The 21,008-nt window shown below is 70.5% G+C and carries 19 protein-coding genes; 8 read left to right on the top strand and 11 right to left on the bottom strand.

Annotated features, from left to right (window positions below):
* Nucleotides 1–53 precede the first annotated feature (53 nt).
* The 3 genes from JNB61_RS20630 to JNB61_RS06210 are packed head-to-tail and all read right to left on the bottom strand — an operon-like array spanning nt 54 to nt 3,840.
* Nucleotides 54–788 carry an anti-sigma factor antagonist gene (locus JNB61_RS20630; protein WP_220339063.1) on the bottom strand — a complete coding sequence of 245 codons (735 nt, stop codon included), beginning with the start codon at nt 786–788 and terminating at the stop codon, nt 54–56.
* Nucleotides 785–2,743, bottom strand: coding sequence for a glycosyltransferase family 2 protein (locus tag JNB61_RS06215; RefSeq protein ID WP_220339062.1), 1,959 nt, complete (start codon nt 2,741–2,743; stop codon nt 785–787). Before JNB61_RS06215 ends, JNB61_RS20630 begins: the two co-directional genes overlap by 4 nt.
* Nucleotides 2,740–3,840, bottom strand: a complete 1,101-nt coding sequence (locus JNB61_RS06210; protein WP_223214648.1) for a PP2C family protein-serine/threonine phosphatase — start codon at nt 3,838–3,840, stop codon at nt 2,740–2,742. Before JNB61_RS06210 ends, JNB61_RS06215 begins: the two co-directional genes overlap by 4 nt.
* Before the next feature lie 250 nt (nt 3,841–4,090).
* Here JNB61_RS06210 and JNB61_RS06205 point away from each other — a divergent pair, with 250 nt between their 5' ends.
* Together JNB61_RS06205 and JNB61_RS06200 are read left to right on the top strand one after the other, a co-directional pair.
* On the top strand, nt 4,091–4,234 hold the full coding sequence (locus tag JNB61_RS06205) for a hypothetical protein (protein ID WP_159841123.1): 144 nt from the start codon (nt 4,091–4,093) through the stop codon (nt 4,232–4,234).
* 43 nt (nt 4,235–4,277) lie between these two features.
* Complete coding sequence (locus JNB61_RS06200; RefSeq protein WP_220339061.1) at nt 4,278–4,943, top strand: TrmH family RNA methyltransferase; 666 nt, start codon at nt 4,278–4,280, stop codon at nt 4,941–4,943.
* A gap of 25 nt (nt 4,944–4,968) precedes the next feature.
* Here the strand turns inward: JNB61_RS06200 and JNB61_RS06195 are convergent, their stop codons facing one another.
* Nucleotides 4,969–6,288, bottom strand: a complete 1,320-nt coding sequence (locus JNB61_RS06195) for an MATE family efflux transporter (RefSeq protein ID WP_220339060.1) — start codon at nt 6,286–6,288, stop codon at nt 4,969–4,971.
* A gap of 237 nt (nt 6,289–6,525) precedes the next feature.
* On the opposite strand from JNB61_RS06195, the gene JNB61_RS06190 reads away from it, so the two are divergent.
* The 3 genes from JNB61_RS06190 (at nt 6,526) to JNB61_RS06180 (ending at nt 10,662) form a co-directional block, all read left to right on the top strand.
* Nucleotides 6,526–8,490 carry a M13 family metallopeptidase gene (locus JNB61_RS06190; protein WP_220288758.1) on the top strand — a complete coding sequence of 655 codons (1,965 nt, stop codon included), beginning with the start codon at nt 6,526–6,528 and terminating at the stop codon, nt 8,488–8,490.
* A 64-nt stretch (nt 8,491–8,554) separates the two neighbouring features.
* Entirely contained in the window at nt 8,555–9,466 is a 912-nt protein-coding gene (locus JNB61_RS06185) for a serine hydrolase (protein ID WP_220288759.1), read from the top strand.
* A gap of 83 nt (nt 9,467–9,549) precedes the next feature.
* Entirely contained in the window at nt 9,550–10,662 is a 1,113-nt protein-coding gene (locus JNB61_RS06180) for a 5-methyltetrahydropteroyltriglutamate--homocysteine S-methyltransferase (RefSeq protein ID WP_220339059.1), read from the top strand.
* Between the two features lie 128 nt (nt 10,663–10,790).
* Here the strand turns inward: JNB61_RS06180 and JNB61_RS06175 are convergent, their stop codons facing one another.
* The 4 genes from JNB61_RS06175 to JNB61_RS06160 form a co-directional block, all read right to left on the bottom strand.
* Nucleotides 10,791–11,756 carry a VOC family protein gene (locus JNB61_RS06175; protein WP_220339058.1) on the bottom strand — a complete coding sequence of 322 codons (966 nt, stop codon included), beginning with the start codon at nt 11,754–11,756 and terminating at the stop codon, nt 10,791–10,793.
* Complete coding sequence (locus JNB61_RS06170) at nt 11,753–12,910, bottom strand: 4-oxalomesaconate tautomerase (protein WP_220339057.1); 1,158 nt, start codon at nt 12,908–12,910, stop codon at nt 11,753–11,755. Before JNB61_RS06170 ends, JNB61_RS06175 begins: the two co-directional genes overlap by 4 nt.
* A complete protein-coding gene (locus JNB61_RS06165) occupies nt 12,897–13,616 on the bottom strand; it encodes a 4-carboxy-4-hydroxy-2-oxoadipate aldolase/oxaloacetate decarboxylase (RefSeq protein WP_220339056.1) in 720 nt (239 codons plus the stop codon). Before JNB61_RS06165 ends, JNB61_RS06170 begins: the two co-directional genes overlap by 14 nt.
* A gap of 64 nt (nt 13,617–13,680) precedes the next feature.
* Nucleotides 13,681–14,436 carry a PIG-L deacetylase family protein gene (locus JNB61_RS06160; protein ID WP_220339055.1) on the bottom strand — a complete coding sequence of 252 codons (756 nt, stop codon included), beginning with the start codon at nt 14,434–14,436 and terminating at the stop codon, nt 13,681–13,683.
* Between the two features lie 151 nt (nt 14,437–14,587).
* Between JNB61_RS06160 and ligM the strand changes: the two genes are divergently transcribed.
* The gene (gene ligM, locus JNB61_RS06155; protein WP_220339054.1) at nt 14,588–16,006 is read left to right on the top strand and encodes a vanillate/3-O-methylgallate O-demethylase; all 1,419 of its coding nucleotides are present in this window, start codon (nt 14,588–14,590) and stop codon (nt 16,004–16,006) included.
* A gap of 92 nt (nt 16,007–16,098) precedes the next feature.
* On the opposite strand, the gene JNB61_RS06150 is transcribed toward ligM, so the two are convergent.
* The 3 genes from JNB61_RS06150 to JNB61_RS06140 form a co-directional block, all read right to left on the bottom strand.
* Entirely contained in the window at nt 16,099–16,884 is a 786-nt protein-coding gene (locus JNB61_RS06150) for an NAD(P)-dependent oxidoreductase (RefSeq protein WP_220288766.1), read from the bottom strand.
* 10 nt (nt 16,885–16,894) lie between these two features.
* Nucleotides 16,895–17,791, bottom strand: a complete 897-nt coding sequence (locus tag JNB61_RS06145) for an IclR family transcriptional regulator (protein ID WP_220288767.1) — start codon at nt 17,789–17,791, stop codon at nt 16,895–16,897.
* 91 nt (nt 17,792–17,882) lie between these two features.
* Nucleotides 17,883–19,268 carry an aminomethyl transferase family protein gene (locus JNB61_RS06140; protein ID WP_220339053.1) on the bottom strand — a complete coding sequence of 462 codons (1,386 nt, stop codon included), beginning with the start codon at nt 19,266–19,268 and terminating at the stop codon, nt 17,883–17,885.
* Between the two features lie 262 nt (nt 19,269–19,530).
* On the opposite strand from JNB61_RS06140, the gene JNB61_RS06135 reads away from it, so the two are divergent.
* A complete protein-coding gene (locus JNB61_RS06135; protein WP_220288769.1) occupies nt 19,531–20,310 on the top strand; it encodes an ABC transporter ATP-binding protein in 780 nt (259 codons plus the stop codon).
* The gene (locus JNB61_RS06130; protein ID WP_220339052.1) at nt 20,297–21,007 is read left to right on the top strand and encodes an ABC transporter ATP-binding protein; all 711 of its coding nucleotides are present in this window, start codon (nt 20,297–20,299) and stop codon (nt 21,005–21,007) included. Before JNB61_RS06135 ends, JNB61_RS06130 begins: the two co-directional genes overlap by 14 nt.
* Nucleotide 21,008: the final 1 nt, after the last annotated feature.

The following is a 21,008-nucleotide window of genomic DNA, read 5'->3' as shown; positions in this document are numbered from 1 at the left end:
CTTTTCGGCGCACCGAAAAGAGCGGGACGGCGCGCAGGTGCTCCCGCGGCGCGTCAGTGGTCGTGGCGCAGGCGACGCAGCCGCCAGACGTTGCCGTCGTCGGTCTCGTGGATCAGCTCGTCGAGCGTGGCGAGCGCGATCGCCAGGCCCCGACCGGACTCGGCCTCGGAGCCCGGCATGGACACGGAGCCGAGGTCGATCAGGGCGGGGTCCGCGGTGTCGGTGAAGACCGCTGAGAGCGCCGAAGCATCGGCGTCCAGCTCCACCGTCACGTGGACCGGCTCGCGGGCGAGCGCGTGCTCGGCGACGTTCGTGGCGACCTCGCTCACCGCGAGACGGAACATCATCGCGTCCTCGTCGCCGACGTCGGGAACGCGGCGGAAGAGCTCGTCGAGGGCATCGTGCACGTGATCGACGAGGGCGTCGTCGGCCAGGCCCTCGAGGCGGATGTCGCGCTCAGTCGCCATCGAACGCCGACTCGGTGTCGGGTGGTCGCGGAGCACGCGGTCGAGGTTGGTGAGCTTGAGCACGCGGCGCACAGGCTCCGTGGCCGCGGCGATGCGCAGGTCGCCGCCGGCGAGCCGAGCGGACTTGAGGCCGCCGATCAGGGCGCCGAGTCCGGACGAGTCGACGAATTCGGTTCCCGACAGATCGACCACGATGCGTGTGCTGCCGCCGCCGACGAGATCGTCCACCGCCTTCTTGAGCCGCGGGACGGAGGTGGCGGTGAGCCGCCCCTCCGGACGGACGACGGCGAAGGCCTCGCCGGGTGTCACGATCAGATTCACTCTGCCTCCTCGGGCTCGGGGATGGGCCGCGCCGGCCCGCTGTACAGTGCGGCCTGGACGATGACGCTCAGCACCGCCAGGTCGTAGATCACCCACACGGTGTTGACGAGCGTGCCCGTGCCGTCGGCGGTGCCGACCGCCAGGCGCGAGAGGCCGATCGACAGCGCGAACAAGAGCACGACGATGGCGGTCAGCTGCGGCGCGATCTCGCGCCAGGGCGGGCCGGACTCGTCGCGGCCGTCCTTCTTCGTGACGGCGAAGCCGAGTGGCCGTTTGAGCACGACGTTCGAGAACGCCGACGTGCACGCCTTGATCCAGACCGGGAAGAGCGCCAGCGCGTACTGCTGGCCGCGCCACGTCTTGATCCCCTTCGCGACGACGAGGAACAGGATCTGGTTGATGATGAAGTACGGCAGGAAGCGCGCGAAGAAGTCGACGCTCCAGGCGGTGACCGGCATGACGCCGAAGACGAGGTAGATGACCGGCGCCGCGAGATAGACGATGGCGGTGAACCCCGACAGGTAGCTCCACATCGTCGCGAAGTACATGAGCCGCTGGCCGGCCGACAGTCCCTTCTTGACGAGGGGGTTGTCGCGCAGCATCACCTGCAGGGTGCCCTGGGCCCAGCGCAGTCGCTGGGTGAGCATGGTGCGGAGGTCCTCCGGGGCGAGCCCGTGCGCCAGGATCTCGTGGTGGTAGACGCTCTTCCAACCGAGCGAGTGCAGCTGCATCGCAGTCGCCATGTCCTCGGTGACCGAGATCGTGGCCATCGGCTGCACGGGCTGAGCTTCGTCGGGGCGGTCGACCCGCAGCGCCTCGAGCAGGCCCGACACCGAGTCGATGGCTCCGAGCGGTGACAGCTCGCGCGCGGCCAGGGCGTCGAGTCCCGCGTCGTCGATGACGATCGCGCCGAGCTCGGTGTCGCGCTGCACCGGCAGCTCGCCGATCGAGGCGAGGTCGGCGCGCACGCGCGACAGGTCGCCGCGCACCAGTTCGCGCGAAGCCGTGTCGACGGCGGACTGCACCCGGTAGGTCACATCTGCGATCGGCTCGCCTTCGTCGAGGCGGGCGCGCGCCTGCGCCACTTCGCTGCGCAGCACCCGCAGCTGCTGGCGCACCGCGGGATCGGCGTCACGGTCGCGCGCGGCGTGCGCAAGCAGCGACTCGGACGCCTTCAGGGTGCGCGCTGTGGACTGCTCCAGGCTGCGGACATAGCCGACGATGCCGAGCTGCATCAGGGCGTCTCGACGCAGCACGGCGTTCGAGCCGCAGAAGAACGCCGCATTCCAGCCGTCCTTGCCCTGCTGGATGGGGCCGTAGAACAGCGGCGCCTGGCTGCCGAGGGGATCGGCGTCGTCGACGTTGACGAACCACTGCGGCGTCTGCACGAGGGCGACCTCGGGGTCGTCGGCGAAGTAGCCGAGCGTGCGGTGGAGGATCAGCGGGTCGGGCACCTGGTCGGCGTCGAGGATCAGCAGGAACTCGCCCTCGGTCTGGAAGAGCGCGTTGTTGAGGTTGCCGGCCTTCGCGTGGCGGGGCTTGCCGGCCCAGTCCGCAGAGCGCGTGATGTACCCGACGCCGATGGCGCGTGCCGCCGCCTCCATGTCGGGGCGCGCGCCGTCGTCGAGGATCCACGTCTGGTGCGGGTACGCGATGCCCCGGGCCGCGCGAGCGGTTGCGATCACCATGTCGACGGGCTCGTTGTAGGTCGTGATGAGCACGTCGACCGTGCCCTGCGGCGGCGACGTGGGTGCCGGGCGCTCGCGCGCGCGCCACATCGTGGCGGAGAAGAGGAAAGTGTCGATGAGGCTGTAGGTCTCGGCGATGACCAGCGGGACGGCGATCCACCACGCGGCCCAGTTCACCGAATCCAGCCAGCGCCACGCGATGTAGTTCACGCCGAGCAGCACCGACAGCAGTGCCAGGATGCGGATCCAGACGAACCGCGCGGTCACACGTCCCTCCGCACGACGAGCACGGTGACGTCGTCGGGGGCGCCGCGACGGGCGGCGAGGAGCGTCGCCTCGCGCACGGCGCCCGAGGGGCCGAGGTCGCGCAGCGTGTCGTGCACGTGCCGGAACGGGTCGTCCTCGTCGAGCACGTCGAGGAGGCCATCGCTGCAGATCATGAAGACGTCGCCCGGATCCAGCTGCACTCTCGACGCCGTCCGCGTCTCATCGAACCCCATGCCCAGAGGCAGCCCGGTCGATCGCAGGGCGTCCCACTTCCCGCCCGCACGCAGCACGAACGCCAGACTGTGCCCGGCATCGACGAAGTCGATCGCGCCGGTCGCGACGTCGATGTCGGCCGCGACCGCGGTCACGAAGATGTTGGATCCGCCGATGTCATCCTCGAGCATGCGGTCGATCTCGCTCACCGCCTGGGCGAGCGGGCGCTCCGGGGCGGTGCGCAGCGACGCGCGGACGGCGGAGGCGATGATCGCCGGGCCCGCGCCCTTTCCCATGACGTCGGCGAGGGCGACCCGGAGCCGGCCGCCGACCACCTGCCAGTCGTACACGTCGCCGAGCAGATGCCCCGCGGGCGCGGCTGCAGCGGCGAGCGTGTATCCAGGCACCTCCGGCGTGCGCGAGGGGAGCATCGCACGCTGCACGACGGAGGCATTGTCCATCTCGTCCGCGTCCAGCAGTTCGGTCTGCACCCACAGCGCCAGCTCACGCAGCAGCGCTCTGCCGCGCTCGTCGAGGGTGCGCGGCTCGGTGTCGACGATGCAGAGCGTGCCGACCTGCTCGCCGCCGGGCGCCTTCAGCGGGTGACCCGCGTAGAACCGCAGGTGCGGGTCGCCGACCACGAACGGGTTCTCGGCGAACACGTCGTCGGTGGCGGCATCCTCGACGACCAGCGTTCCCTCCTGCCGGATCGTCAGGTCGCAGAACGAGTCGGCGCGCGGCGCCTCGTGCCCGCCGAGCCCGATCTGAGCCTTACGGAACTGGCGGTCGCCGTCCATCAGTGTGACGCTCACCATGGGAACGCCGAACATCTCCTGGGCGAGCCGGGCGACGCGATCGACGCGTTCATCCGGAGGGGTGTCCAAGACCCCGAGTGCCTCGATGGCGCGCTGACGCCTCTGATCGTCGAACAACTGACCCCCCGGTCGTACGGTCATTTCCAGTATTACCGGCGTGCGCTTTCCGCGTCGAGCCGAACCCCGCAATGCGACGAAATCGGCCGGCGACACGCCGTGCGGCTCGGGTGGTCACGTCGCTGATGACCTGTCAACCCCCAGTCACCTCGGTGGTGATCCGCGATATCCGTGAATCAGCGTTTCGAGAGTGGCGGTGCACATGACGACGAAGTTGGTCGCGGCGATCCATCACATGGTGGGCGGCATGCGGGAGCGCCGAACGGCGCGGCCCGCCCGGCGGGTGTGGCAGGCGTCGCTCGCCGAGATGCGACGCGGCCAGTGGCACCAGCTGCACGACTCCTGATCGGCGATCGCCGGGCGGGCTGCGCGGCGGATACTCTGGGCCGGTGAATCCGCCCGATCCGAGCGCCGCTGAGCCGGCTGAGCCGGCGGAGCCGACGCTGCCGGTGGGCGTGGGGCCCTGGCCGGGGGGTCCGGACGCGTGGCCGGACGATCCGCGCTACGACCGTGAGCTGCTGGCGCACGGCGACGCCCGCAACGTGGTCGACGCCTACCGGTACTGGACGATGGAGGCCATCGTCGCCGACCTCGACACGCGCCGGCACGCGTTCCACGTCGCAATCGAGAACTGGCAGCACGACATGAACATCGGCTCGATCGTGCGCAGCGCCAACGCGTTCCTCGCCGCCGAGGTGCACATCATCGGCAAGCGCCGCTGGAATCGCCGCGGCGCCATGGTGACCGACCGCTACCAGCACGTGCGTCACCACGAGAGCGTCGAGGCGTTCACCCGATGGGCGGATGCCGCGTCCCTGCCCGTCATCGCGATCGACAACGTCGACGGCTCGCTGCCGCTGCCCGCCGCCGATCTGCCCGAGGCGTGCGTGCTGCTGTTCGGTCAGGAGGGCCCCGGGCTCTCGCCGGAGGCGCTGGCGGCAGCATCCGGAACCGTCCAGATCGAGCAGTACGGCTCGACCCGCTCGATCAACGCCAGCGCCGCCGCCGCGGTCGTCATGTACGAGTGGTGCCGCCGCTGGGCGGACGGTCGTTGAGCGGGCTCACGCCTCGCAGCGCCGGTCAGGCGCCTGCCGTGAGCCAGGCCGAGCCGCGCACGCGCCAGCCGAGGGTGGCGAGCCGGGCGAGCATGTAGACGCCGAAGAACGCCACGGCGAGCCACGCGAGGCCGGCTGCCCCCACGGGGTGCAGCCAGGCGACCAGTGCGAGCGCCGGGACGAACGGCACGAGGTTCAGCACCCCGACGATCGCGAGGTACTTCGCATCGCCCGCACCGATGAGCACGCCGTCGAGCACGAACACCACGCCGCACACCGGCTGGGCGATCCCGAGCACGATGAGGGCGGGCTGCACGAGCGTCGCAATGCCGGCGTCACCGGTGAACGCCAGCCCGATCACGCCGGACAGCGCCCCGATGATCGCGCCGGTGATCACTCCGAACCACGCGCCCCACGCCACGGTGCGGCCGAGCACGCGGCGCACGAGGGGGGTGTCCTCAGCGCCCAGGCCCTTGCCGATGAGGGCCTGCGCGGCGATCGCCAGAGCATCGAGCGCGAAGGCGGCGGTCGAGAAGATCGTGAAGGCGACCTGCCAGCCGGCGAGTTCGACTGTGCCGAGCCCGGTCGCGACGGCGACCGTCGCGAGCAGCGCGAACCGCAGCGACACCGTGCGCAGGAACAGCCAGCCGCCTGACCGCGCCGAGCCGCGCACGCCGTCGCGCTGAGGACGGACGGATGCCTCGTGCCGACGCGCGAGCCGGCCGATGACGACCGCGTACGCGGCGACCATGCCCCACTGCGCGACGACCGTGCCGATCGCAGAGCCGGCGATGCCCCACCCGAAGCCGTAGATGAAGAGCCAGTTGAGAACCGCGTTGGCGGCGAAGCCGAGCCCGGCGATCCACAGCGCAGTCACCGTGTCCTGCATGCCGCGCAGGAGCCCGGTCGCGGCGAACACCACGAGCATCGCGGGAAGGCCCCACATCGAGATGCCGAGATAGATCTCGGCCTGCTGGGCGACCTCGGGCGTCGCGCCGAAGAGGCCGACGAGGAACGGCGTCGCGACATAGCCGACGAGCGCGAGCACCCCGCCGATGCCGAGGGCGAGCCACATGCCGTCGATTCCCACCGACACCGCGCGGGACGGATCTCCCGCCCCGAACCGGCGCGCGACCGCGGGCGTCGTCGAGTACGCCAGGAACACCATGAGCCCGACGATCGTCTGCAGCACCGCGCTCGCGATGCCCAGGCCGGCGAGCGGCTCGACGCCGAGGTGGCCGACGAGCGCCGAGTCGACGATGAGGAACAGCGGCTCGGCGATCAGGGCGCCGAGCGCCGGCACCGCGAGCCGCAGGATGTCGCGGTTCAGGGTGTCGGTCGTCACCCCTCGAGCCTATGAGGCGGCGCCGACGCTCTGGCGCAGCATCCGTCGATCCTCGATCGAGGACGCGACCCGAGCTGCGGGCCGATTCTCAGCGCCGCGTCCGCATTTCGGCAACGGCCCTCGAATGAGGATCGAGCTCGAATGTGGATCGAGGATGCTTCATCACAATGTCGTCACGGCGGGCGATCGGGCCGCTCCCGAGAGTTGTCCAGCCTCCGGACGACTACCCTGGAACGCATGACCGATGCCCCCCGCTCCGGTCTCGCGCTCGAGGAACTCAGCGCCGAGATCCGCCCCCAGGACGACCTGTTCCGCCACGTCAACGGCAGCTGGCTCGAACGGACCGAGATCCCGGAGGACAAGGCGCGGTGGGGCTCGTTCCACCTCATCGCGGAGCAGGCCGAGAAAGACGTGCACGCGATCGTCGAGGAGTCCCAGCAGGCCGAGCCCGGCACCGAGGCCCGCAAGATCGGCGACCTGTACACGAGCTTCATGGACACCGAGCGCATCGAGGCGCAGGGTGCCGCCCCCCTCGCAGAGTCGCTCGAGCGGGTCGAGGCGATCACCGACATCCCCGGATTCCTCCGCACGATCGGCGAGTTCGAGCGCGACGGCATCGCGGCGCTGATCCACCTCTACTTCGAGCCCGACCCGGGCAACCCCGAGCGCTACGTCCCCTTCTTCATCCAGGGCGGTCTCTCGCTGCCTGACGAGAGCTACTACCGCCTGGACAACTTCCAGGAGACGCGCATCGCCTTCCGCACCCACGTGCAGCGCATCCTCGAGCTCGCGGGCGTCGCCGAGGCCGAGGCATCCGCCGACCGCATCGTCGCGATCGAGACCGAGCTCGCCACGCACCACTGGGACAACGTCTCGAGCCGCGACGCGGTCAAGACGTACAACCTCAAGACGTGGGACGAGGTGCAGGAGCTCGTGGGCGTCGACCTGACGCCGTGGCGCGAGGGCGCGGCCCCCGACCACGCCGACGCGTTCGCCGAGATCAACGTCTACCAGCCGAGCTTCTTCGAGGGCCTCGGCGCGCTGCTCGTCGAGGACCGCCTCGAGGACTGGAAGGCGTGGCTGCGGTTCGCCGTCGTGCACTCCGCGGCGCCGTTCCTCTCGGAGGAGTTCGTCGCAGAGAACTTCGGGTTCTACGGCACGCAGCTCACCGGCGTCCCGGTCAACCGCGAGCGCTGGAAGCGCGGCGTCAGCCTCGCCGAGGCGGCGATGGGCGAGGCGATCGGCCGCGTCTACGTCGAGCGCCACTTCCCGCCCGCCGCCAAGGAGGCGATGGACGAGCTCGTCGGCAACCTCATCGAGGCGTACCGGCAGTCGATCGCCGAGCTCGAGTGGATGAGCCCCGAGACCCGTGAGCGCGCGCTCGCGAAGCTCGACGCGTTCACCCCGAAGATCGGGTACCCGGTGAAGTGGAAGGACTACTCCACCCTCGAGATCGACCCCGAGGACCTCGTCGGCAACGTCCGCCGCGCGCACGTGTGGGAGCACGACCGCCAGCTCGCGAAGGTCGGCCAGCCGATCGACCGCGACGAGTGGTTCATGACGCCGCAGACGGTCAACGCGTACTACAACCCTCTGATGAACGAGATCGTGTTCCCGGCGGCGATCCTGCAGTACCCGTTCTTCGACGTCGAGCGCGACGCCGCGGCCAATTACGGCGGCATCGGCGCGGTCATCGGCCACGAGATCGGCCACGGCTTCGACGACCAGGGCAGCCGCTTCGACGGCGACGGGTCGCTGCGCGACTGGTGGACCGACGACGACCGCGCCGCCTTCGAGGAGCGCACGAAGAACCTCATCGCCCAGTACGACGCCCTCGTGCCCCAGGGCCTGGCGGAAGAGAACCACGTCAACGGGGCGCTCACGATCGGCGAGAACATCGGCGACCTGGGCGGTCTCGGCATCGCCATCAAGGCCTACGCCCTCTCGCTGGACGGCACGGGAGCCCCCGAGCTCGACGGCTTCACCGGCATCCAGCGGCTGCTCCTCAGCTGGGGACAGATCTGGCAGCAGAAGGGTCGGGATGCCGAGACCATCCGCCTGCTCACGATCGACCCGCACTCGCCCAACGAGTTCCGGTGCAACCAGATCGTGCGCAACATCGACGCGTTCTACGATGCCTTCGGTGTGACCGAGTCCGACGCTCTCTGGCTCGACGAGGACCAGCGCGTCACCATCTGGTGACGGCCGGGCCGCGTGCGGCCCGATCGCCCCGCAACAACGTCAAGGGGAGGGAAACTCCGTGGGCATGGAGCCCAGAAAGGATGCCGAGTCGCTTCGGGGGGCGCGACGGAGCACCGGTCGGCGGCTGCCGAAGAGGGCGGCCGCGGGTCGTCGTTCGTTCACGTCGACGCTGAGGGCGCTCGACGATCTCGCCGCGTCCGGGGCCAAGATCTCGGTGCGCATCACCGACCTCGACCGCGGCACGTCCGTCCTGTCGGGCGACGACTTCGTGACACTGCCGGTCGCCGGGCTCGGCGTCGTGCCGCTGCTCATCGAGGTGGCGTCGGCGTTCGAGTCGGGGCGCCTCGAGCCGCTCGAGATCATCGACCGCGCGCACATCGAGCCGGTCGGCGTCGGGGGAGTGTGGCAGCACCTCAAGGCGCCTGCCCTGCCGCTCATCGACCTCGCCGTGCTCACCGCCTCCACCGGCGATGCTCTCGCCGCCAACGCGCTCCTGCGACGCGTCGGCCTGCCCGCGGTGCGGGCCCGCATCGAGGAGCTGGGCCTCGCCCGCTCGGCGCTGCTCGACCGCTTCCGCGACGAGCGCGGTCCCGACGACGCCCCGCATTTCGCCCTCGGCTCCGCGCGCGAGCTGGCCGAGGTGTTCGCGGCGCTCGTGAACTCGCAGGTCGTCTCGCCGGGGGTCAGCGCCCAGGTGGCGGAGTGGCTGAGCCTCAACCACGACCTGTCGCTCGTGGCATCCGCCACCGGACTCGATCCGTTCTCGCACGAGAACGACGAGCACGGCCTGCTCTTCATCAACAAGACGGGCCGGGATGCCGGCATCCGTGTCGAAGCGGGTGTGCTGGCGGGCCCGCGCGCCGGAGTGTCGTACGCGCTCATCGTGTGCTTCGACGACCTGTCGATCTCGCATCGGCTGCGTGCGCACGAGGCGTTCCGCATCCTCGGCACCGACCTCATGGAGTACGTCTTCTGAGCCCGCGCCATTCGCCGTGGGTCGGTGACGCCGGGTGACGGCCCGAGTACCTATGGCGGAAGGCATCGGGTACCGTTGCGAGGGTGTCAACACCGCCGTTCCGCGCCGACATCGTCGGCAGCTTCCTCCGTCCTGCTGAACTCGCAGAGGCGCGCCGCCGCTTCGCCGCGGGAGACATCGACGCCGATGCGCTCCGTGTCGCGGAGGAGACCGCGATCGCCGAACTCGTCGTGCGCGAGGCCGACGCCGGCCTGAAACTCGCGACCGACGGCGAGTTCCGCCGGTCGTGGTGGCACTTCGACTTCTTCGGCCTGCTCGACGGTGTCGAGATCGTCGAGCTCGACCACGGCATCCAGTTCCAGGGCGTGCAGACCAAGCCCCGCGGCATCGAGATCTCGGGCAAGATCGGCTTCAGCGACGCGCACCCGTTCCTCGACCACTTCCGGTCGCTCAAGAGCCTGCTCGAGCGCACGACCGGCGCGGTGCCGAAGTTCAGCATCCCGGCGCCGACCGTGCTCGACTTCCGCCTGGAGCCCGGTCACCTCGAAGGCTCGGGCTACGACGGCCGCGACGACATCGTCGACGATCTCGTGCAGGCGTACCGCGACGCGGTCGCCGCGTTCTACGACGCGGGCGCCCGCTACCTGCAGTTCGACGACACCGCCTGGGCCTATCTCTGCTCGGACGTCGAGCTCGAGAAGGCGCGGGATCGCGGCATCCACACCGACGGCATCGCCGAGCGGTACTCCGGCATCCTCAACCGCATCCTCGACGGCAAGCCCGACGACCTCACGATCACGACCCACGTGTGCCGCGGCAACTTCCGCTCGACGTGGATCTCGTCGGGCGGCTACGAGCCCGTCGCCGAGCAGCTGCTCGGCAACACCGCGTACGACGGCTACTTCCTCGAGTACGACAGCGAGCGCGCCGGCGGCTTCGAGCCGCTGCGATTCCTGCCCGAGGGTGACAAGACGGTGGTGCTCGGCCTCATCACGTCGAAGACGGGTGAGCTCGAGAACGTGGATGCTGTGAAGCACCGCATCGACGAGGCCGCGGCGTTCGCCCCGCTCGAGCAGCTGGCCCTGAGTCCCCAGTGCGGCTTCGCGTCGACCGAGGAGGGCAACGTCCTCACCGAGGACGAGCAGTGGGCGAAGGTCCGCGAGGTCGTCGACATCGCCGCCGACGTCTGGCGCTGACCTGGGTTCGGCCGCGCGCTTCGGGTTTGGGGCGCACGGCGTGCGTTCGGGGCGCGAGGGTTGCGCCCCGGACGATCGTGGCGCGCCCCAAACCCGGGATGGCCGGTGAGCCGGGGCGAACACCCGGCTCAGTGACCCGGAGTCTCCACCACCGGGGTGCCGTGGGTGTGGAAGGTCTCGATCGTCTTCATGCCCCAGGCCTGGCCCTTGCGACGCTCGGCCTCGGTCCACTCGACCACGGGCTGGTCGGGGTCGAGCAGCAAGCGGGCGCCGGCGTTGGCGAACTCGATGCGGTTGCCGCCGGGCTCCCACACGTAGAGGAAGAACGTCTGGTTGATGGCGTGCTTGTGCGGGCCCGACTCGATGTGGATGCCGTTCTCGAGGAAGATGTCGGCCGCCTTCAGGATGTCCTCGCGGGTGTCGGGTGCGAAGGCGATGTGGTGCAGGCGGTTGCCGTGCTTCGTCCAGTCGTCGGAGTACACGACGTCGTATGACTTCAGCGAGAAGTGGAACCACCAGGCCGCGAACCTCCCGTTGTCGAGCCGGATGCGCTCCGACTCGCGCATGCCCAGCGCATCGCGGAGGAAGGCGCCGTTGGCCTCGACGTCCTTCGCGAGGTAGTTGATGTGGTCGAGGCGACGTGCGTTGACGCCGCGACCGGGGAACCGCGAGGCCTGGTTCTTCAGCGCCGGGCGGTCGTCGTCCGAGGCGGCGTACCGCTCGGCTTCGTAGAAGATCCCCATCGGGTGGCCGTCGGGGTCGGTGAACTCGTAGGTCGGGCCGCACCCCACGTCGCCATCGGCCCATCCGGCCCCGAGGCCGGTCGCCTCGATGGCGGCGACACGCCGCTCCAGCGCCTGCTGCGAGGAGGCCCGGAACGACGTGCGACCCACGCCCGCGGCATCCGACCCCGTCAGCTTGATCGTGTAGAGCTGGTACTCGTCCCACGTGCGCAGGTAGACGGAGTCGCCCTCCTCGGCGACGACGCGCATCGCGAGCAGGTCCTCGAAGAACCAGCGGCTCTCGGCCGGGGTGGGCGTGAGCAGCTCGACGTGGGCGAGATGGGCGACGTCGAACGACGTGTCGGCGGTCATCGTGGTGTCCTCTCTGCTTCGGCGTAGGGTGGCGCTTCGACGGGCTCAGCGACCGGGTCTCGGTGTCGACGGGGCGGCCCGGGGAAGACCGTGCCGTCGAAGAGCTTGCGGGCGGTGCGCAGCGAGAACGACGTCGCGCGCCAGGTGCCCGCGGCATCGCGGGTCACCCGCACGCGCGACGGGAAGATGCCGCTCGGGTGCTCGATCGCCGTCTCCTCGCCGTCGAGCGCGCCGGCGATGTCGGAGCCGACGGCGCCCGGGATCCGCAGGGCGGCGGCGACGGATGCTGCCATCAGCACCCCGATCGCCGTGTGCACGCGCGCGGGGATGAAGGCGCGCGTCGAGATCGCACCGCCGGCGCGGGGCGGCGAGACGAGGATCATCTTCGGCACCGTCTGGCCCGAGACGTCGCCGAGTCCCATCCGCGGGCCGGCGGCGACGCGCACGCGCTCGATGCGTGCCGCGAGCTCGGCGTCCGACTCCAGGGTCGCGGGCGACTCGGAGCCGTCGATGCCGAACTCCTCCGCGCGGAGCACGACCACCGGCATCCCGTTGTCGATCAGCGTGACGGTGTGGCCGTCGATCTCTTCAGCGACTTCGCCCGACGGAAGCAGCGGCTTGTCGGGTCCGCCACCGACCTCGAGCTCGATCGCGGATGCCGTTCCCGGGACGCCGTCGATGGCGACGTCGCCGTCGTAGCCGGGGCGGCCGTCGACGGTGGCGAAGACAGCGGTGGCGGCATCCCCCGTATTGAGGAGGCGGATGCGCACCGTCGTGCGTTCGCCCGTCGCCGGCACGAGACCGCGTTCGACGGCGAACGGGCCGATGCCGGCGAGGAGGTTGCCGCACGTCTGGGCGTCGGCGACGGTCGCCGTATCGACGCCGACCTGCAGGAAGAGGTAGTCGACGTCGATGCCGGCGGAGTTCGAGGGTGAGACGATCGCGGCCTTGCTCGTGAGCGGATGCGCGCCCCCGATGCCGTCGATCTGCCGCGGGTCGGGCGAACCCATGATGCGCAGGAGCAGGTCGTCGCGGGTCGCGCGATCGTCCGGCAGATCCGACGCGAGGAAGTACGCGCCCTTCGACGTGCCGCCGCGCATGAGCATGCAGCGGATGCCGTCGCGGGCGGTCGCCGCCGCGTCAGGCGTGGCCATCGCCTCGCGCCTCGTACTGCGTCTGCGTGACGTACTCGACGCCGAGCTCGGCCAGGAGTGGGCGCAGGCCCTTGCGGTCGAGGCTGAGCTCGGCACCCGAGCCGTAGGCCTCGCGGTCGGCGGTCTCCTTCGCCACGCGGGCATCGGCGGCCGACAGCACCGCGGCAGCGCGCTCGCGCGGCACGACCACCACGCCGTCGTCGTCGGCGATAACCACGTCGCCGGGCCTCACGGTCGCGCCGGCGACGACGATCGGCACGTTCACCGAGCCGGGCGTCGCCTTGACGGTGCCCTGGGCGTGGACGGCGCCGGCCCACACCGGAAAGCCCATCTCGCGCAGATCCGCGGTGTCACGAACGCCCGTGGTGGTGACGAGTCCCCGCACGCCGCGGGCTTTCAGCGCCGTGGCGAACAGGTCGCCGAACGCGCCGTCGCTCGAGGGCGACGTGGTCGCGACGACGAGCAGATCGCCGTCCCGGCACTGCTCGATGGCCGCGTGGATCATCAGGTTGTCGCCCGGCCAGCTGAGCACCGTGACAGCCGTGCCCGCCACCCGCACGTCCGTCTGGATGGGACGGATGCCGGGACCCACGAGCCCGGTCCGGCCCATCGCCTCGTGCACCGTCGCCACGCCGCGCACGCCGAGCGCCTCGGCGATCGCGGCATCGGCCCGCACGATGTCGGTGACGACGACGGGCCCGGTCATCGCAGCATCCGTCCGCTCACGAGAGCCCTCACGACAGCACCCCGCTCACGACGCTCCACCCCGCTCACGAGAGCACCGAGGCGACCTGCGGGAAGTGCCGCATGTAGGCCTCGCCCATGGTCTCGTGGGCAAGGCCCAGGTTGGGGCCCGCGTTGCGCTTGAGCTGCACCCCGCGGCGGACGGCGAGATCGGTGTAGTACGACCACATGTGCTTCTGGGCGGGCAGGCACTCCATGGCGGCGCGCTTGCGCGCGAACGCCTCGGTGATGTCGAGGAGCACGTCGGGGGTGAAGTCGCACTGCTCGGGCTGGTGCGGCTCGAAGAAGAACACCGGCGGGGCGCCGATGATGTCGTCCTTCGTGGGGTAGCTCCCGTCGGAGTTCGCGACGCCGATCGCCTGCGCGAGCACGCGCGCCTCGAGCGCCATCCGCGCCGCGGCGGGGTGGTCGCCGTTGTAGGGGTCGCGCAGCGTGTGCGTGAGCACGACCGTGGGCTGCACCCGCCGGTACAGGTCGACCAGCCGCGACACCGCTTCGCGCGACTCGACGAGCGGGTAGTCGCCGAGGTCGAGGAACTCGATCTCGGCACCGAGAGCGGATGCTGCGGCCTCGGCCTCGTCGCGCCGGATGCGCTTGATCTCGTCCAGCGACTTGCCGTCCAGCCATTGGCTCGCCGACTCGCCGCGCTCGCCGTACGACAGGCACGCGACCACGGCGCGCTCGCCGCGAAGGGCCGCCGAGGCGATGGCGCCACCCGCACGCCAGACGAAGTCGCCGGCGTGGGCGCTCACCACGAGAAGCGTGTCGGACGTCTCTGTCATGGGGCCAGCGAACCACACCTATGGCGAAATGGTCAACAAATTGTCTACAATCGTGGCGACCAAATACCTCTGGATGTAGGTATAGCCGCCACGTAACATCGCGGTCAGGTCACCCGGCACGAACCCACTGGACGAGGAAGTCGAGACAGGCATGGCGAGCAACCTCCAAGAGCTGATGCAGGAACACACCGCCGAGAAGGGGAACGTCGTCGACATGCTGCGCGACTCCCAGCTGGGCACGTACATCTACCCGGTGGTGCCGTCCGAGTTCACGAACTGGCGGCGTGAGCAGAAGGCCTGGCGCCAGACGGCCGTGCTCTACGACCAGACCCACCACATGGTGAACTTCTTCATGACGGGCCCTGATGCGCTGAAGCTGCTCTCCGACACCGGCATCAACTCCTTCGCCAGCTTCCCGGTGAACACGGCCAAGCAGTTCGTGCCCACGTCGTCGACGGGCGGAGTGATCGGCGACGGCATCCTCTTCCACCTCGCCGAGGACGAGTACGTCTACGTCGGCCGCGCGCCCGGCGCGAACTGGCTGCAGTTCCACGCCGAGACCGGCGACTACGACGTCGAGACCCGCTACGACGACCGCTCGCCGTCGCGTCCGTACGGCCAGGCCGTCACTCGGGAGTTCTACCGCTTCCAGATCCAGGGCCCGAACGCGTGGCCCATCATCGAGAAGCTCGCCGGCCACGAGGTCGAGCAGGTGCGGTTCTTCCACATGGGCGAGCTCGAGATCGCGGGGCAGCCGGTGCGCACCCTCCGCCACGGTATGGCCGGTGCACCGGGCCTGGAGATCTGGGGGCCGTACGACCAGCACGGCCGCATCCGCGACGCCGTGCTCGAGGCGGGGCGCGAGTTCGGCATCGAGCCCTGCGGCTCGCGCGCGTACTCGTCGAACACGCTGGAGTCCGGCTGGATCCCGTCGCCGCTGCCGGCGATCTACACCGGCGGCGACATCGAGCGCCGCTACCGCGAGTGGCTCCCGGCGACCAGCTATGAGGCGATCAACGCGCTCGCCGGCTCGTTCGTGTCGGACGACATCGAGGACTACTACCTCAACCCCTGGGACCTCGGGTACGGCTCGTTCGTGAAGTTCGACCACGACTTCATCGGCCGCGAGGCGCTGGAGCGGATCGACCCCGAGACCCAGCGCAAGAAGGTCACGCTGGCGTGGAACGACGAGGACCTCGGCCGCATCCTCACGAGCGTGCTCGACCGCGAGGGTCCCGGCTACCAGTTCTTCGACCTGCCGAACGCGAACTACGGCTCGTCGAACTACGATGCCGTGATCGATGCCGAAGGGAACATCGTGGGCCTGTCGCTGTTCACCGGCGTCACGGCCAACGAGAAGCGCGGACTGTCGCTCGCGACCGTCGACCGCGACGTGCCGATCGGCGCCGAGGTGCGCGTGGTGTGGGGTGAGCCCGACGGCGGGTCGCGCAAGACCACGGTCGAGCCGCACGAGCAGATCGAGGTGCGCGCCGTGGTCAGCCCGGTGCCCTACGCCGTGACCGCCCGCCAGGAGTACCACGGCGGCTGGCGCACCACCGGCGCCGCCTGACCCGGGCGAGCGGGAACTCGGAAGCCGCGATACGCGGGGTGCGCGCGCATCGACTCCGCGTGGCGGCCCCCTGAAGCGGCGACTGCGGGGCGTCAGTCGTGGCCGTGGTCGCGGTCGGCGACGAGGCGCTCGAACCAGGCGAGCGTCGCGCGGGTCATGTCGGCGGGCTGACCGGAGGACTCCAGCGCCGCGAGCGCGGCACGAACCTCGTGCTCGCGGCGCACGGCGTGAGCCTGCGACCCCTCCACGAGGCGGTGGATCAGCGCGGCGCCGTCGGGCCCCAGCTCGGCGGACATCTGCCCGCGCAGCCAGTCCTCCGCGCCCGCGGCGCGCGCGGCGCCGAGCCCTTCCAGCACGAGCGCCGCGAGACCCTTCATGAAGACGCTCCGCAGCAGCCGCAGGCGGGCCGCCTCTCCGGCCTCGCCCTCGACGACCTCGACCGGCACCTCGAACGGGCCGACGCGCTCGGCGAACTCCTGTGCTCCCGGGCCACTGGCGAGCAGCGGCGTGCGGTGCCCCGACCGCACCACGGGCGCGAGCACCGCAACATCCGCCATCGCCAGCCCGCGGTCGGCGGCGAGCCGCGCGATGCGCTGCTTGAGCTCGGGCGCGGCCGTGTTGAGATCGGCGTACACGGCATCCGCGGCGACGTGAGGCAGGGCATCGCGGGCGACGGATGCTGCGGCATGGCCGGTCACGAGGCTCAGCGCCACGTCGGCCCCGGCGAGCGCGTCGGCGATCGTCGAGAACTGCGGGACGTCGGGGTCGCCGAGGTCGTGGGCGGGATCGAAACCCCGCACGTCGGCACCGGCGTGCGCGAGGCCGCGCGCGTAGCGACGCCCCGCCTCGCCGAGACCCAGGATCGCGATCGTCGTCATGGCCGAAACCCTAGAGTGCCGCGCGGTGCGCGGACGCGGGCAGCGCGCCGGCGTCGTGCGGGTCGGTGTCGAGGCTCTCGAGGTACTCGATCGAGCGGCGCGAGCCGCTGACGAGCGAGCGGATGCCGTGGGTGCGCTCGTCGACGTCGGGGCGATAGGCGAGGGCGAGGTCGTGCGCGATGCCGGTGGCGGCACGACGCAGCAGCTCGACGTAGCCGTGCGGGGAGACGCCGTCGTTCGGCACCACGACGCCGATCGCGGCGTAGACGCCGCCTCCCGGTCCCATCACCGGCACCGCGATGCCACGCGACTCGGGGTGGATCGCGCCCTCGGTCACCGCGTACCCGTCCTCTCGCACCCTCCCCAGCTCGGCGCGAAGGTCGGCCCCGGTGTGGATGGTCCGCATGGTGTACGTCCGCAGCCCGTGCGCGATGACGTCGTTCACCACCGTCGCGTCCGCGTGCGCCAGCAGCACCAGCCCGCTCGACGACGCGTGGAGGGGGATGCGCCCCCCGATCAGCGTGGCGTTGACGACCGCGTCGCGGGTCGACATCCGGTCGATGAAGAGCACGTCCCGCCCGCTGAGCACGCCCAGCTGCGTGTGCTGCCGCACCCGCTCGTGCACCGCGCCCAGCCAAGGCCGCGCGATCTCGCGCAGCCCGACCGCCCCGGGCGTGCGGCTCGCGAACTCCCACAGGCGCACCCCGAGACGGTACGTGCGATCCGGCAGGCGCTCGAGCAGGCCTTCGTGCTCGAGCTCGGCGATCAGACGGTGCGCGGTCGACGGGGGGATGCCGGACGCGTCGGCGATCTCCGTCAGCGTGAGGAACGGATGCCACGCATCGAAGCTCTCGAGCACGCGCAGGTGCCGGTGAAGCACCGACTCCCCGGCCGATCCTCGTGCCACGGCATCCTCCTCGACGACGCCGCCATGCTAACCCCGCTCGGACGCCGCGGTTCCGCTGAGCGGAATCCGGCCACCGGAGCGGGAGCGCGCCTCAGGCGTTCTGGCGGTACACCGTGCGGGCGTAGTCGTGGTAGGGCGCGGGCGCCACGGTCGCGCGGATGCGCACCTGGCGATGCGCCTCCACGCTGTCCTTCTTCGAGAGGGGGTCTTCGCCCCACACCACCTCGACCTCGTCGCCGTCCCGGATGCCGGCGTCGAGGGTCGCCAGCGACATGTAGAGCTGGTCGTACGCCACGTACCCGGCATCCGTCGAAATGCCGACGCGCTCGCCGTCCTTCAGGATCTCGTCCATCTGGTACAGCCCGTACCGCGCTTTGGGGAAGTCCAGGTACTTCGCGGGCGTCCCGGGCTCGAGCTGCGAGCGCACGACCGCGGCGACGTCGTCGGCGTTCCAGATGAGCGTGACCTTGCGGCGGCGCTGGTTCTCGGCGAGCTTCTCGAGGGCCTCGCGACCGTGGAAGTCGTGGTCGAAGCGCACCGAGCGGCCGAGGCCGATGTCGAACGGAGTCATGTAGTAGTCGTGGATGTCGGTCGAGTACAGCGACCCGGCCACTGAGCCGATGCGCGCGGCGGGAAGCCACTCACGGTACTCGGCGAAGTCGTCGTCGAACACGGCAGGGAAGGGCGTCGGCACCCAGCCGGACTCGAGCGGCGAGGACGAGTACGCCTTTGCGCCGACGCGGCGGATGCCGTGCTCGGCGCCCGCCTCCATGAGCGCGTCCAGCACGACCTCGTTGTCTTCCCACGGTCCGTAGAACTCGAAGCCGGGCTGCCCGGCCATGCCGTGGCGCAGGGCCTTCACCGGGCGGCCTGCGATCTCGACGTCGCCGATGTGGAAGAACTTGATCTCGGGTGCCGGCCCGCCGAAGACCTTCTCCATGACGACATCGGCGTGCGGGCCCTGCAGCTCGTAGCGATAGAACGTCGGCGGCCCCTGCCGCATGTGCGAGTTGGCCTCGAGCCGGTAGCGCACGTCCTTGCCGCCCGACTGCGCCTTCTCGACGTTGAACCGCACCCAGTCGATGAGGATGTGGTGCCCGATGAGCACGATCCCCTCGGGGCCCTCGGAGTTGTAGAACAGGATGCCGTCGCCGATGAGGTAGCCGTCCTGGTTGACCGAGATCAGCTGCTTCGCGACGCCCGGGCGGAAGGTCGCGAACGTGTTGGGCGAGATCGAGCTCAAGAGCGGGATCAGGTCGTCGCCGTCCAGGAACAGCTGCGTCATGTGGTGCGACTGGTCCATGAGTGCGACCGACGTGTTCCAGGCCCGCTGCTCGTCGCGCCAGTTCGTGAATTCCGGCGCCACGGGGAACGTGAACGCGGGCCAGTTCTGGTTGCGCAGCAGCTCCACAGCGCTGCCGACCCGGTCGATCGCCTGGGCGAGCGACTCCGTCTTGGTGTCCGTCATCGTGGTCATCGTCGACCCTCCTTCGTCGGTTGCGGAAGCTGCGGACAGCGTAAGAGCGTGGCGGCCGGCGTCGCCGGAGGGGTTCCGTTCAACGGAAGCGGATGCTGCGTCCCCCCCGCGGTCCGCGCCAGCATCGTGTCGAAGATCACGGTCGCGGAACTTCACACCAAAATCGTTGACAATCTGGCCGCGAATCCGTAGTTTCCCAAGCACGGGAGGGACTCGACTCCCCGATCGACCACGACGACGCGATGACGCGAAAGGTGGGGCCATGGGCGCTCGGCTCGCAGTCCGCGACGTGAGCCTGCACTTCGGCGGCGTCAAGGTGCTCGAGGACGTGACCTTCACGGTCGAGCCGGGCCAGATCTTCGGCCTCGTCGGTCCCAACGGCGCGGGCAAGACGTCGCTCTTCAACTGCGTGAGCGGCCACTACCGCCCCAGCGCCGGCTCGATCACGATCGACGACGACGAGGTGCTCGGCTCGCCGCCGGCGACCCTCGCGCGGCACGGCCTGGCGCGCACGTTCCAGCACCCCGCCCTGCAGCTGCGCGAGACCGTTCTGGAGAACGTGCTGCTCGGCGCGCACAGCCGCCTTCCGGGCGGTCCGGGGGAGTGGTCGCTGCGGCTGCCGCGCACGACCCGCTCCGAGAGGGCACTCCGGCGCGAGGCGCTCGACCTTCTCGAGGGCCACGGCCTGGGCTGGGCCGCCCGGGCACGGGCCGATGAGCTGTCGCACGGCCTGCACAAGGGCGTCGAGCTCTGCCGGGCCCTGCTCATGAAGCCGCGGCTGCTGCTGCTCGACGAGCCGGCGGCCGGCCTGCCGCACGCCGAGGTGGAGCAGCTCATCGAGACGGTGCGCCGGGTGCGCGACGACGACATCACCGTCGTCATCGTCGAGCACAACATGGGGCTGATCTCGGCCCTCACCGACCGCGTCGTCGTGCTCGACCACGGGCGCAAGCTCATGGAGGGCTCGGCGGCCGAGGCACAGGCCGATTCTCGGGTCATCGAGGCGTACCTGGGGAAGGACGCCGTCGATGACGCTGCTTGAGGTCGCCGACATCCGCGCGTTCTACGGGCGCGTGCAGGTGCTCGAGGGCGTCTCGCTGACCGTGCCCGAGGGTGGCGCCGTGGGCATCCTCGGCGCCAACGGCGCCGGCAAGACCACCACGCTCCGCGCCGTCTCGGGCACGGTGCGCTCGACCGGCACGATCCGCTTCGACGGCAAGGACCTCAGAGGGCTGCGCCCCGACCAGGTCGCGGCGCTCGGCATCGCCCACGTTCCCGAGGGGCGCGGCACCCTCTCCGACCTGACGGTCCGCGAGAACCTGCGGGTCGGCGCGTATCGCCGCAAGGACGCCAAGGCCATCCGCGCCGACGTCGACTACTGCCTCGACCTCTTCCCGCAGCTCAAGGACCGCATCCGCTCCAACGGGTCGGCGCTCTCCGGCGGTGAGCAGCAGATGCTGGCCATCGCCCGCGCGATCATGTCCCGGCCCCGCCTGCTCCTGCTGGACGAGGCATCGCTGGGCCTTGCTCCCGGCACGGCGAAGACCGTGTACCAGGCGATCGGGCGGCTGCGCAGCGAGTCCGGGATCGCGATGGTCGTGGTCGAGCAGAACGCCAACCTCGCCTTCACCCTCGTCGACAGCGCGACCGTGCTCGAGACGGGGCGCAACGTCCTCACCGGCTCGACGGCGCAGCTCAAGGGCATGGACGAGATCCGCCGCGCATACCTGGGAGGCTGAC

The sequence above is a fragment of the Microbacterium ureisolvens genome, from assembly GCF_019511645.1.
GTDB lineage: Bacteria > Actinomycetota > Actinomycetes > Actinomycetales > Microbacteriaceae > Microbacterium > Microbacterium ureisolvens_A.
Note: the sequence above shows the minus strand (reverse complement) of the source record. Positions and strands in the feature narration are given on the sequence as shown.

What these genes read in the sequence shown, in the direction of transcription:
- JNB61_RS06165 (WP_220339056.1), bottom strand. Translation starts at nt 13,616, where the DNA reads ATGACCGGGCCCGTCGTCGTCACCGACATCGTGCGGGCCGATGCCGCG.
- JNB61_RS06175 (WP_220339058.1), bottom strand. Translation starts at nt 11,756, where the DNA reads ATGACCGCCGACACGTCGTTCGACGTCGCCCATCTCGCCCACGTCGAG.
- JNB61_RS06185 (WP_220288759.1), top strand. Translation starts at nt 8,555, where the DNA reads ATGGAGCCCAGAAAGGATGCCGAGTCGCTTCGGGGGGCGCGACGGAGC.
- JNB61_RS06205 (WP_159841123.1), top strand. Translation starts at nt 4,091, where the DNA reads ATGACGACGAAGTTGGTCGCGGCGATCCATCACATGGTGGGCGGCATG.
- JNB61_RS06190 (WP_220288758.1), top strand. Translation starts at nt 6,526, where the DNA reads ATGACCGATGCCCCCCGCTCCGGTCTCGCGCTCGAGGAACTCAGCGCC.
- JNB61_RS06170 (WP_220339057.1), bottom strand. Translation starts at nt 12,910, where the DNA reads ATGGCCACGCCTGACGCGGCGGCGACCGCCCGCGACGGCATCCGCTGC.
- JNB61_RS06135 (WP_220288769.1), top strand. Translation starts at nt 19,531, where the DNA reads ATGGGCGCTCGGCTCGCAGTCCGCGACGTGAGCCTGCACTTCGGCGGC.
- JNB61_RS06160 (WP_220339055.1), bottom strand. Translation starts at nt 14,436, where the DNA reads ATGACAGAGACGTCCGACACGCTTCTCGTGGTGAGCGCCCACGCCGGC.
- JNB61_RS06140 (WP_220339053.1), bottom strand. Translation starts at nt 19,268, where the DNA reads ATGACCACGATGACGGACACCAAGACGGAGTCGCTCGCCCAGGCGATC.
- JNB61_RS06150 (WP_220288766.1), bottom strand. Translation starts at nt 16,884, where the DNA reads ATGACGACGATCGCGATCCTGGGTCTCGGCGAGGCGGGGCGTCGCTAC.
- ligM (WP_220339054.1), top strand. Translation starts at nt 14,588, where the DNA reads ATGGCGAGCAACCTCCAAGAGCTGATGCAGGAACACACCGCCGAGAAG.
- JNB61_RS06130 (WP_220339052.1), top strand. Translation starts at nt 20,297, where the DNA reads ATGACGCTGCTTGAGGTCGCCGACATCCGCGCGTTCTACGGGCGCGTG.